This is a genomic window from Xenorhabdus thailandensis (genome assembly GCF_037996785.1).
GTDB classification, from domain to species: Bacteria; Pseudomonadota; Gammaproteobacteria; order Enterobacterales; family Enterobacteriaceae; genus Xenorhabdus; species Xenorhabdus griffiniae.
Map to the genome: position 1 here is coordinate 216129 of NZ_JBBMXF010000007.1, position 12795 is coordinate 228923.

A 12795-nucleotide genomic window follows, 5' to 3' on the forward strand; every position below is an offset into this window, starting at 1 on the left:
CGCCCGAAGTCCTGTCATGAAGCTGCTCCGAATGAAAGCTTTCCACCAAAGATCATGGAATGTGTGGTACGGGCAGCATTCATCTGCCAGAACTGTTCAGCAACGTCTTCTGGATCCACCGAGGCTTCGTGCTGTACAGAACCTGCCGATTTCTTCACAAAACCGTTAACCACAACTTCACCTACATAGACACCGTGCTGCGCAAGAGTTTGTGTCAGCACACCGGTTGCTTTATGTTGTGCAGCCACAGAAACAGCCAATGCACCGAAATCCTTGGCAAAGCTGTCGATATCCGAACCGTAGAAGGCCATCACCCCACTGGTGGCCAGAACAGCGCCCCGGGTAACTTCAAGATCGGGCTGAACCGCCTGCACAGCGGCAATATACCCGACGACACGTACCGCAAGACTCTGGGAGAGAGCTTCCGGTGCCGTGGAGAGTAAATCTCCATCAATATCACTGAAAGCATTCCAGTGTAGGATACCCACAGGCCCCATATCGGCACGAATATCCTCCATGACACGTGATACTGCTGCCGTATCACCAAGGTCGGCGACATAGGACTGCACCCTGATGCCGTCGGCCTGAAGCGATGCTACAGCGTCAGATAGTCGCTGTGCATTTCGGGCTATCAGAGCCACTGGATGACCTTCGGCGCCGAATCGCCGAGCAACGGCATCAGCGATGGCAGGCCCGTACCCGCAGATAACGATGGTATGTTTCATAGTTCACTCTCCTGTTCAAATTCCCCAATCCAACTACAACGTTGGAGTTTATATTAGTCTCATTTTGGTATCGCGACAACTCACTTTGAACGGGAAAGGTGCTAATAGCTTAGGAACAAAACGCAGAATTCTTGAGACGCCCGTGGTCGAGTTTTCACGATACGGACCCGACACCACGGCCTAACGAATGACCTATTATTTCATACAGATAGAATGCTTCATGAATGTGGACTGAATGCTCCTTACAAACTTGAAATAATTTTAGATCCTAACCCAATTAATATTCTTGACTTAGCCAAAACCAATCAATAAACTTAATAAAAACGCCAACGTTTTAGTTGGCAAATTAAAAATGATATAAAAAAATATGCCCGGTTACAGATAGGTTATTCTCAGAAATTCATTTAATAACGAAATCTCGTTATTCCACTTATGGCAAGACAGCCATAAGGCTTTCTGCTGATCAATTTAAGGAAAGAGTTCATGAAGTTATTACACATCAATGCATCAACACGTGCTTCCGACAGCCAATCACTCGACGTTGCGAATACCTTTATCAACGAGTTGGGCAAAAACAGCAGCAATCTTCAAATTGATACATTTAATCTTTTTGAGGATGAGCTGCCTGAATTCGATGGCCTTGCCGTTGGCGCAAAGATGGCATTATTCTCGGCTAGTGATTTCAGCGCAGACCAAAAGCAGGCATGGGAAAACATCAAGAAAGTCTTCGATCGCTTCGCCTCAGCGGATGCTTATATCTTTAACGTACCCCTCTGGAATAACAGCATTCCCTATAAACTCAAACAGTTCATTGACGTAGTAACACAGCCAGGCTGGGCTTTTGGCTTTGATCCTGCGAAAGGTTATTCCGGTCTACTGACAGGGAAAAAAGCTATCGTCGTCCATGCCAGCGGTGTGTACTACGATGGCATTCCCGAAGCGTTTGGTTCAGATTTTGCCACTGCATATCTAGAGGACTGGCTCAAATTTATCGGTGTGGAAACAGTGGAACATCTCCATGTAGCACCTACTGTCATGAATGCTGACTATACAAAAACAAAAACCGAAGCCAAATGTAGCGCAAAAAAATTAGCAAATGAATGGACAAATGATTAATTTCACTAATTTATTTTGTATTTATTAATATGAAATACTTTTAGGCATGCCTGTCGTAATTCGACAGTTGCATGTCCCTCTACAGTGAAGTTAATTTTTAAGTCACTTAACAAAGTGCTGGTAAGCACGCAGAATTCACAAGGCCTTACAACGCTACGGCGCCAGTGCGTACGAAGTTAGCCGTTGTACATAGACACCCTGCGTCGAGCATATCAGCCCCGACAAACATACGTGCAACCCAGAATCCCTCTCACCATTCGACCAATCCCAGAATCAGGAAAGACAGATGGTCTGCCTCAAAAACGTGAAGCATGTTCCTACATCCTGTCCGGCAAGAGAATAGCCTACGTTTTATTGGTATAAAACTTACGCCACGACTTCTCATCAGGCACCGTTGCGTCAAGGAGTTTTAAGGAATAAAGGAAGTTTTTCAATGAATTACAGATAGAAATAGGCGTCTGAAGATCAAAAATTGGAGCGGGAAACGAGACTCGAACTCGCGACCCCAACCTTGGCAAGGTTGTGCTCTACCAACTGAGCTATTCCCGCGTCGCTGACAGCTAATATGATTAGCTTGAGATGCCTGAATACTGATTTTGAAGCCCGGTAACCTTATGAGTTACAGGAAATTTCTAAATCCTACATATCAGGAATGGGCGCCATTATGAACGCCTTCAGATAAGATGGCAAGTCCTTTGCTTTACTCCCGAGTTAAACGCTCAAAAGATATTCGCCCCAGTTTGACACAAAAAATCCCTACCGTAACCCCAACAGTTATCTGGAATACCAAACAGCACAGAGTTAACATTAAATAAACAATTAACCAACATCTAATAAGATTTATGCTTGTCCTAACGATTTTGTGGAAATAGATTAACAACAATTTTCGTTGTTAATTAGATAATTATTCTCTTAAGAGAGGGTCAGGAACATGGCTCGATATTATCAATCTAAATTTGTCACGGGTAATGAGGCGCTGGTTGACCTTCTACTCGCTCAAGCTGAGTTGGATGAAATCCACAATCTCAACACAGCGGGGTTCGTTTCAGGTTATCGTGGCTCTCCTTTAGCCCGCTTAGATCAAACATTATGGCAACACAGCAAAGCACTTATCCAAGCTAACATTCGTTTTCAACCAGCCATTAATGAAGATCTCGCAGCCGATGCACTGATAGGTACACAAAAAGTCGAAACAGATCCAGACCGACAGGTTAACGGTGTTTTTGGTATGTGGTACGGCAAAGGGCCAGGTGTCGATCGTTCCGGTGATGCACTTAAACATGGCAATGCCTACGGCTCCTCACCAACCGGTGGTGTACTGGTTATCGTCGGCGACGATCACGGTTGTGTTTCTTCTTCCATGTCCCACCAATCCGATCTCGCGATGATGGCATGGAGTATGCCTATTTTGCACCCAGCATCGGTTGCCGATTATATGAGTGTCGGTTTATGGGGCTGGGCGGCATCACGTGTCAGCGGTGCATGGTTTGGTTTTAAAGCAATCAGTGAAGTTGTGGAAAGCGGTGCTGTCAGAGAAAGCAAGCCATTCCCTGATTATAAAATTCCCCACGTTGATCCTGGCCCCGATGGGTTGCATTGGCGCTGGCCAGATCTCCCAGGTCCACAAATTGAAAAGCGCCTGGCCTATAAACTAAAAGCCGTCGAAGAGTTCGCTAAACTAAACCCCATTGATTACCTGCTCGCTCCCTGCGAACAGCCACAGGCTTTATTGGTAACGGTTGGCAAGGCCCATAAGGATGTTATGGAAGCCCTGCGTATCGGAGGCCTTACGCCTTCTGATCTGGCCCAACAAGGCGTCGCTTTTCTCCATGTCCGTTTAGTTTATCCTTTATCACCACTTCTCAGCGAACTTGCTACCCAAGTCAGTCATATTTTTATTATTGAAGAAAAAGCCGCCATCGTTGAGATGCTGCTGGCTCATCAATTAGTTAAGTTACAGAAAATGACCAATCTGATAGGTAAGCATAACCAGCTTGGTCAGAGGTTATTACCTACTGATGTTGAACTACGCCCTTCACGGGTTGCCACCCCACTTTCTGGATGGTTACACCAATTCAATTTATTTCTCTCCGTGCCACCCGAATGGTCAACGACTACCATTCAGCACGATACAAGCTTACCTAAACGCACACCGTATTTTTGCGCCGGATGCCCTCATAGCACGTCAACTCGCTTGCCAGACGGTAGCCAAGCTCAGCCTGGTATTGGATGCCATGTTATGGCTACGTGGATGGATCGCAATACCGGAAACGGCCTCTTGCCAATGGGGGGAGAAGGCGTCGACTGGATAGGACACTCTCCATTTGTCAATCGTTCCCATGTCTTTCAAAATCTGGGCGATGGCACCTATTTCCATTCTGGTCACTTAGCCATTCGCCAATCAGTCGCCGCAGGAAGCCACATTACTTACAAATTGCTGTTCAATGATGCTGTGGCAATGACAGGTGGGCAACCGCTGGATGGGAATATCACCCTATCGCAAATTGTTTCTTTAATGATTGCTGAAGGTGTGAAAGAAGTGGTTGTCGTGACGGATGACATGGATAAATATAAAAACCACCTCCCTGCCAAGGTAAAGATCTATGAACGAGATTATCTGGAAGATGTACAGAAACGTCTTCGAGATATCGTTGGCGTAACGGTACTCATCTACGATCAAGCCTGTGCCACAGAACTCCGTCGTAAAAGGAAACGGGGGTTAGCGCCAAAAGTGACGCGGCGCGCCGTCATCAATGAATTGGTCTGTGAGGGATGTGGCGACTGTCAAATACAATCAAATTGCCTCGCCGTCATTCCAGTCAAAACGCCTTTAGGCACTAAACGCAAGATAGACCAACACGTTTGCAACACAGATCTGTCCTGTCTGAAAGGATTCTGCCCCAGCTTTATCACTGTCGAAAATGCCAACCCACGTGCAGATCTCAGTAAGATCATCACACAAGCTGAGTTAGATAAAATTATCCACAAACTACCTCAGCCAACACTGGCTTCTGCTAAAACACCTTATGAAATCCTATTAGTCGGTATCGGTGGTACAGGTATCGTCACCGCAGGGCACCTACTGGCAAATGCTGCACAATTAGATAATTGCTTTGTGAGTCTGCTCAATTTTACCGGATTTGCGCAAAAAGGCGGGGAAGCTATAACCCATGTTCGGCTATGCCATAACAAGGATACACTGCATCAAGTCAGGATTGATCGCGGACGTGCTAATCTGGTTATCGCCGCTGATTTAGTGGCTGCCACCGGGCAAAACGCACTGGAAGTGATGTCGAGGGGATCAACAAAATGCATACTGAACACTCATGAAACCCAAATCGGTACGATGCTTCGCTCTCCTATGCTGGATCTGGATCACCCTAAAATGTTAGATATCCTGAATCAGCATACACAGACATTACTCCCCATTGATGCAGAAATAATGGCGACTCATTTAGTCGGTGACAAAGACCAAACCAATATCATATTAATGGGTTATGCCTGGCAGCTCGGCAAACTGCCAATCACACTATCAGCCATCGACAATGCCATGCAAGAACTAGGAGCTTCAGCGGATAATGCCCGACGAGCTTTCTGTATAGGCCGCATCGCGGCAGCACAACCCGAAATACTGCAAAAACACCTTAATATTATGCCGCAAGAAAATATAAAAAGTCTGGACGATCTCATCATGCATCGGTATCAATTGCTGGTTGATTATCAAAATGAAAGATATGCGATGCGTTATCTCAGCCGTATTGCCCAGGTTCAAATGGTGGCTCAGCAGATCGACGCAGAAGAAATTACTCAATCCGTTGCGAAAAACTTATTCAAGTTAATGGCATATAAAGATGAATATGAAGTCGCCCGACTCTACGTTAAAACCGGTTTTTTCGATAAGCTCCGCTCGCAATTTGATAATACAGATACCATCCGTTTTCACCTTAGCCTTCCTCTCTTTAATCGCAAAGATCCCCGTACAGGCCAACGTGGAAAAAAAGAATATGGTGCGTGGATCGTTCCTGTATTGCGCTTTCTTGCCGCATGTAAATCACTACGTAGTACTGTTTTCGATATTTTTGGCTATCAGGAAGAGCGTAAACAGGAAAGAAATTTGCTGCTTGAGTATGAGCGATTAATTGATTTTTTAATCGAAAAAATGGAACGCAATAATCTGGCAACTTGCCTGCAACTCGCCGAACTGCCTGATCAAGTACGTGGTTTTGGTCATGTGAAACAAAAAGCGATGAAACGCATGTTGGAAAGTAAAGAAGCGTTGTTGAAAACGTTATAAAATAAGTTGGTAATTTATTCTCTTATAACGAAAAAAGGGCCATCAGGCCCTTTTTTCTATGACTTGCAGACTTTTATCACATCTACAGTCCTGAATTTGGAGCGGGAAACGAGACTCGAACTCGCGACCCCAACCTTGGCAAGGTTGTGCTCTACCAACTGAGCTATTCCCGCATTTTGTGTGGCTTGCATTAAGCCTGACTTGGCATACCCGAATAAATCTTAATTTGGAGCGGGAAACGAGACTCGAACTCGCGACCCCAACCTTGGCAAGGTTGTGCTCTACCAACTGAGCTATTCCCGCATATATTCTGGTATATCGTACGGTTGAAATTCTTCACCGGTACGGGGAGCGCATTATACGAGAAATTATTCCTCTGGCAAGTCCCACAACACAAAAAATTGTATTTTTCCTCTGATTGATGATTAAACCAGCAAACAATCCGCTTAACCACCAATGCAGAGATTGATTTACGTACGAATCTTATATCAAATGCCGTTCTTTACTTTTGGACCACATTTTATTTCTGGATAAAATGTTCGCGGTAATACACCAATTCAGCAATGGATTCCCGAATATCATCCAAGGCCTGGTGGGTATTTTTCTTACTAAATCCCGACAACATTTCAGGTTTCCAACGACGGGCCAATTCTTTCAGGGTACTGACATCCAAGTAACGGTAGTGAAAATACTTTTCTAACTCTGGCATATAGCGAAACAGGAAACGACGATCTTGCCCCACGCTATTGCCACAAATAGGTGATTTTCCTGCCGGCACCCATTGTTCCAGAAAAGCAATGGTTGCTTTTTCAGCTTGCGCATCACCAAACTGGCTCTGCTTTACACGTTCGACTAATCCACTCGCAGTATGCGTCCGCACATTCCATTCATCCATTAATGCCAATTGCGCATCCGGCTGATGAACCGCAATTACAGGCCCTTCTGCAAGGATATTCAATTCCGAATCGGTGACAATAGTCGCAATTTCAATTATGCGATCGCGCTCGGGATCTAGGCCCGTCATCTCTAAATCTATCCAGATAAGATTGTTCTCACTTTTTGACATGATATATCCTAGTTTCCTTCAAAAGAGGTAGTCTGTATCTGTGAGGTATCATAACGTTTTTGATCACTCACAGCGATGATCAGCAAGATAGATGAAAGATAAACAAAAAATAAGTGAGGTTCGGTGGCTAAAAGTAAACTCTCTAAAGGGCAACAGCGCCGTGTGCAAGCGAATCATCAGCGCAAGCTGAATAAGGCCAATGCCCAAAAGTCAGAAATGGATGACAGCCAGTTTGGTGAGCCACAAGAAGGGTTGGTGATCAGCCGATTCGGGCAACATGCTGATATTGAAGCAGCCGATTCTTCTATACAGCGTTGCAATATCCGCAGAACAATCCACTCATTGGTCACAGGTGATCGCGTTGTATGGCGCCCCGCGCTACAACTCCAGTCTGATGTCAAAGTAAATGGTATCGTAGAAGCGGTTCATGAGCGCACTTCCGTTCTTACTCGTCCTGACTACTATGATGGCATCAAACCCATCGCATCAAATATTAACCAAATTGTGATAGTTTCCGCTATCTTACCTGAGCTTTCGCTGAATATTATCGATCGCTATTTAGTCGCATGTGAAACACTCAATATCGAGCCGCTGATTGTACTCAATAAAATTGACCTGTTAGATGCCGAAAGCCGTGAATGGGTTAACGAAGTCATGGAGATCTATCGCCATATCGGCTATCGCGTACTGGAGGTTTCCAGCTACACCGGCGAGGGTATCCCTGAACTGACCGCACTGCTGGCTAACAAAATCAGTATCTTTGCTGGCCAATCTGGTGTCGGGAAATCCAGCTTGCTCAATACCCTGTTGCCCGACATGAACGAAGATATTCTGGTCAATAATGTCTCAGATAACTCAGGCCTCGGTCAGCATACCACGACCACAGCACGCCTTTACCATTTTCCACTGGGGGGAGATGTGATCGACTCTCCAGGTGTCCGTGAGTTTGGCTTGTGGCATCTAACGCCAGAACAGGTTACACAAGGTTTTGTCGAATTCCGCGAATATCTGGGAGGGTGCAAGTTCCGTGATTGCAAACATCTAGACGATCCTGGATGTGCCCTAAAAGAAGCATTGGAACAAGGCACCATTGCTCAGGAACGTTTCGAAAATTACCACCGGATTCTGGAAAGCATGGCACAGGTTAAACCACGCCGAAATTTCACAAGCGCTCAAAAATAAGACAATAATTAACGATACCCTGACATTAAAAATAATGGCAGGTACAATAGTCGACTTTTGTCCAATTTGCCAAGATGTCCAATTTGCCAAGAAAAGAACCAAGAGGTTGACGTGCTGGATAATTTTAAAATTAACTTACAATATTTACTGCCAAAACAATGTATTACAAAACTGGCAGGTTGGTTTGCCAATAAAAAAGCAGGCTGGCTGACGCAGCTTGCCATCAAGGCTTTCGCGAAGGCCTATAAAGTGGATATGAATGAGGCGCAAGATCCTGCATTCACTGCTTATTCAACATTCAATGAATTTTTTGTCCGCCCCCTTAAGGAAGGCATTCGCCCTATCGCCAATGAAGCCCACCAATTGGCCCTGCCAGCAGACGGCACCGTCAGCCAGCTTGGGGCGATCCGCGAAGATCAGATTATTCAGGCCAAAGGCCACTATTACACTATAGAAGCACTGCTGGCAGGACAGTATCAACTGGCCGAACAGTTCCGTAATGGTCAATTTATCACGACTTACTTATCGCCAAGGGATTATCACCGTGTCCACATGCCATGCGATGGCGTGCTCAAGGAGATGATCTATGTCCCTGGCGATCTGTTCTCAGTAAATCCCTTGACGGCAGCCAATGTGCCAAATTTATTTGCGCGTAATGAACGCATCATCTGTTTATTTGAGACGAAATTCGGCCCCATGGTGCAAATTCTGGTTGGTGCGACCATTGTTGGCAGTATTGAAACTGTCTGGAGTGGTTGTGTCACACCTCCGCGTGAAGGCATCATCAAGCGCTGGACCTACCCTACAGAAGGTCAAGAAAGCATCATTTCCCTCAAAAAAGGCGAGGAAATGGGTCGCTTCAAGCTGGGTTCAACTGTGATCAACTTGTTTGCGGCTAATCAGATTAATTTTGCTAACAACTTATACAGTGGTTCCCAAACCCGTATGGGAGACGTGATGGCGCAAACTGTTACATCAGAAGAACCCACAGTAAATAACGATGAATCAATGAATTAAAGATATCATCAGCTAATTTATAACCAAGGAGCCCCTTATTGTGCGCCTGATTATCAGTTTACTTCTCAGCCTCTTAATTACGAGTCCGGCTTTTGCTTCTGTGCCTCAGTTGGATGAAACCCAACTAAAACAAGAACTGAAGCAGGTTGGAGGCAGTAAACGCTCACAAGATTCTGAAATCGCACATGCACTTCAAGGGGCAATAAATTGGGTTAATGATACAAAATCCGCCAATGAGCGTTCCCAGAAATATCGACAAGCAATTGATGAATTTCCTAAAATCATCAAAGAACTACGCCAAAAAATCCTTGCTGAAGACAATGCCGCTACCCCCATTCCGGCTAACCAACCTATCAGCAATTTAGAACAGCAAATTATCCAGACAAATAACAAATTACAGGAACAAGGACACCAATTACAGCACGAACAGGATAAGCTCCGAGAAATCAGTGATTCCATGAGTCAATTACCTCAACAGCAGGCTGAAGCGAAGCGTTTGCTAACTGAGGCAACTTCTCGGTTCCAGTCTCTGGATTCACCTTCCACGCCACTGGCCAAAGCGCAATTGGCGCTGGCGCAAGCAGAAGTCAATGCCCGTAAGGCGATGGTTGATGAACTGGAGATGGCTCAACTTTCTGTCAATAATCGTCAGGAAATTGCGCGCATACGCGCAGAATTATACAAAAAACGTTATCAACGACTGGATGTTAAACTCCAGCGATTACGCAGCCAGTTAAATACCCAACGCCAGCAGAAAACGGAATCTGCGCTGGAATATACAGAAATGCTGGCGGAGCAGAGTGGTGAAAAACTGCCAAAGTTTTTGCAGGAAGAACTCCAGCAAAACCGCCAATTGTCACAAATGCTCAACCAGCAAACCCAGAGAATGGAAGCCATTGGTTCAAAACAGCGCAAGGCCAACAGCGAAATTCTTTTTGTCCTCCAAACACTCAATACTATCCGTGAACAAGCACAATGGCTAAACGATTCCACTGCCCTTGGTGAAACCTTGAGGGCGAGAGTCACCCATATTCCCGATATGTCAAAATCCCAGCAAATTGACAGAGATATTGTCGAATTGCGGGTCGAAAGACTGAAATATGAGGAAATGCTGGACCAGTTGCAACGGCCTCTTGAGCAAACATTGCCCTCATATCACACTCTGACGCCAGAGCAAAAAAAGGTCTATGAGTCACTTATCCGCACCAGGAAAGAACTATTAAATTCCCTGCTATCAGGATATGACAATGAGATCCTGGAACAGACACAATTCAAGGTTATCACCAACAAATTAAATGATGCCCTGAAAGAAGTTCAGGATGCTACCCACCGCTATCTGTTCTGGGTAGCCGATGTCAATCCTATATCGCTCAATTATCCATTGAAGGTGGTGCAAAATCTGACGCGTCTGTTATCTCTGGACACATTCTCTCAGTTGGGCGCCTCTATCCACAGCATGTTAACCAAACAAGATACTCTGCTCTATTTGCTGGGTACTTTATTACTGGTTATTTTTAGTGTTAGTTCACACCGCCAGTATCATGCTTTTCTTGAGCGTTCGAGTAATCGCATCGGGAAAGTGACACAAGATCATTTCTCTTTGACTATGCGCACCGTTTTTTGGTCTGTTGTCGCGGCATTACCGTTGCCAATGCTTTGGTCAGCCATTGGTTATGGGTTACAAAATGCATGGCAGTATCCGATGGCTACCGCAATAGGTAACGGTGTCCGTGAAACCACCCCCGTTCTGTGGATCTTTATGCTCAGTGCGGCCTTTGCCCATCCCAATGGTCTATTTATCGCCCATTTTCGCTGGCCGGAAGAACGCATCAAACGAGCGATGCGTTTCTATCGCCTTTCCATTTTCCTGATCGTGCCTCTGATGATGGCATTGATCACTTTTAATCATTACAAAGACCAGGACTTTATCGCAACCCTCGGCAGGCTATGTTTCATCATGCTCTGTATCTCGCTGAGTTTGGTCACCAGTAGCTTAAAACGCGCCGGCATTCCACTCTATATGGACAAACATGGTTCAGGCGAAAATATTGTTAGCTCTGTTCTATGGTGGATACTGCTCTCTGCCCCAATCTTAGCGGCACTTGCTTCAATCCTGGGTTATCTGCAAACCTCACAGGCACTATTAGGTCGTCTGGAAACCTCTGTCGCTATCTGGTTCTTCCTGCTGGTCATTTACCACATTATACGTCGATGGATGCTAATCCAGCGCCGTAAGATCGCTTTTGAACGGGCAAAACAACGCCGCGCAGAAATATTGGCCCAACGCGCCAAAAGTGAAGAAGATTCTGGCAATATCAATAGCAGCGTAGAGGGATCAATCGAGATTGAAGAGCCAGTCATCGATTTGGATGCCATCAGTGCCCAGTCGTTAGGGTTGGTACGCTCAATTCTGACAATGACAGCACTGGTTTCACTTATTCTATTGTGGTCTGAACTGCATTCAGCCTTTTCTTTCCTTGAAAATATCCGGCTTTGGGACGTGAGTACAACCATCAATGGTGTTGATAGCATTCAACCAATTACTCTGGGTTCCGTATTAATTGCAATCTTAGTTATTGTTATTACTACGCAACTCGTCCGTAACTTACCCGCTCTGCTGGAACTCGCCCTGTTACAGCATTTAGTGCTGACACCGGGAACAGGTTATGCCATTACGACACTCACCAAATATAGCATTACCCTCATTGGTGGTTTGGTAGGTTTTTCTCTGGTGGGTATTGAATGGTCAAAAATACAATGGCTAATTGCTGCAATGGGGGTTGGGCTTGGTTTTGGCTTACAGGAAATTTTCACCAATATTATTTCTGGTCTGATCATCTTATTTGAAAAACCGATCCGCATTGGTGATACCGTGACTATCCGTGGCCTGACAGGCAGCATCACGAAGATCAATACACGGGCAACAACCCTGTCTGACTGGGACAAAAAAGAGATTATTGTTCCCAACAAGGCCTTTATTACAGAGCAATTTATCAACTGGTCATTGTCTGACACGATCACGCGTATCGTCCTGACAATCCCTGTGCCGGCTGATGTGGACTCTGCAAACGCCACCGACATATTGATGTCTGCCGCCAAAAGCTCACCCTTTATTCTCGATAACCCAATGCCGGAAGTGTATTTAGTGGATTTGCAACAAGGTATTCAGATTTATGAACTACGTGCCTATGCTGCCGAGATGGGGCATCGTATGCCTGCCCGTCATGAAGTACATCAACATATTTTGCAGGAATTCCACAAACATGATATCACCTTGCCATTCCCACCATTTCAGGCACGGGTTGATATTTTTGGACAAGAGATCCGCAGTGCTACAACTAACTTCACGGGCCGTAATCCCCCACGCAGGCCGGGAGAACTGTAAGCCTATATAA

General features: G+C 45.4%; 7 protein-coding genes and 3 tRNA genes. 5 read left to right on the forward strand and 5 right to left on the reverse strand.

The window, feature by feature from the left end; all coding sequences use genetic code 11:
• Window positions 1-14: 14 nt before the first annotated feature.
• On the reverse strand, window positions 15-725 hold the full coding sequence (locus tag AAC853_RS03485) for an SDR family NAD(P)-dependent oxidoreductase (protein WP_340613702.1): 711 nt from the start codon (window positions 723-725) through the stop codon (window positions 15-17).
• Window positions 726-1208: 483 nt separating this feature from the next.
• On the opposite strand from AAC853_RS03485, the gene AAC853_RS03490 reads away from it, so the two are divergent.
• Window positions 1209-1841 carry an FMN-dependent NADH-azoreductase gene (locus AAC853_RS03490; RefSeq protein ID WP_340613703.1) on the forward strand — a complete coding sequence of 211 codons (633 nt, stop codon included), beginning with the start codon at window positions 1209-1211 and terminating at the stop codon, window positions 1839-1841.
• Window positions 1842-2314: 473 nt separating this feature from the next.
• On the opposite strand, the gene AAC853_RS03495 is transcribed toward AAC853_RS03490, so the two are convergent.
• Window positions 2315-2390 (reverse strand) — tRNA-Gly (locus AAC853_RS03495).
• Window positions 2391-2772: 382 nt separating this feature from the next.
• On the opposite strand from AAC853_RS03495, the gene AAC853_RS03500 reads away from it, so the two are divergent.
• Window positions 2773-6135, forward strand: coding sequence for an indolepyruvate ferredoxin oxidoreductase family protein (locus tag AAC853_RS03500; RefSeq protein WP_340613704.1), 3363 nt, complete (start codon window positions 2773-2775; stop codon window positions 6133-6135).
• A gap of 97 nt (window positions 6136-6232) precedes the next feature.
• Here AAC853_RS03500 and AAC853_RS03505 read toward each other — a convergent pair.
• The 3 genes from AAC853_RS03505 to orn form a co-directional block, all read right to left on the reverse strand.
• A tRNA-Gly gene (locus AAC853_RS03505) sits at window positions 6233-6308 on the reverse strand.
• Between the two features lie 54 nt (window positions 6309-6362).
• Window positions 6363-6438, reverse strand: a tRNA-Gly gene (locus tag AAC853_RS03510).
• 217 nt (window positions 6439-6655) lie between these two features.
• Window positions 6656-7201, reverse strand: coding sequence for an oligoribonuclease (gene orn, locus AAC853_RS03515; protein ID WP_338803962.1), 546 nt, complete (start codon window positions 7199-7201; stop codon window positions 6656-6658).
• Between the two features lie 123 nt (window positions 7202-7324).
• Between orn and rsgA the strand changes: the two genes are divergently transcribed.
• The 3 genes from rsgA to mscM all read left to right on the forward strand — a co-directional run bounded on the left by rsgA (window position 7325) and on the right by mscM (window position 12785).
• Window positions 7325-8383 carry a small ribosomal subunit biogenesis GTPase RsgA gene (rsgA, locus tag AAC853_RS03520; RefSeq protein ID WP_338883653.1) on the forward strand — a complete coding sequence of 353 codons (1059 nt, stop codon included), beginning with the start codon at window positions 7325-7327 and terminating at the stop codon, window positions 8381-8383.
• A 111-nt stretch (window positions 8384-8494) separates the two neighbouring features.
• On the forward strand, window positions 8495-9400 hold the full coding sequence (gene asd, locus AAC853_RS03525) for an archaetidylserine decarboxylase (protein ID WP_340613705.1): 906 nt from the start codon (window positions 8495-8497) through the stop codon (window positions 9398-9400).
• A 40-nt stretch (window positions 9401-9440) separates the two neighbouring features.
• A complete protein-coding gene (gene mscM / locus AAC853_RS03530) occupies window positions 9441-12785 on the forward strand; it encodes a miniconductance mechanosensitive channel MscM (RefSeq protein WP_340613706.1) in 3345 nt (1114 codons plus the stop codon).
• Window positions 12786-12795 lie beyond the last annotated feature (10 nt).

Coding starts and splice junctions, on each gene's coding strand:
- AAC853_RS03485 (WP_340613702.1), bottom strand. CDS start 725: ATGAAACATACCATCGTTATCTGCGGGTACGGGCCTGCCATCGCTGAT.
- AAC853_RS03490 (WP_340613703.1), top strand. CDS start 1,209: ATGAAGTTATTACACATCAATGCATCAACACGTGCTTCCGACAGCCAA.
- AAC853_RS03500 (WP_340613704.1), top strand. CDS start 2,773: ATGGCTCGATATTATCAATCTAAATTTGTCACGGGTAATGAGGCGCTG.
- orn (WP_338803962.1), bottom strand. CDS start 7,201: ATGTCAAAAAGTGAGAACAATCTTATCTGGATAGATTTAGAGATGACG.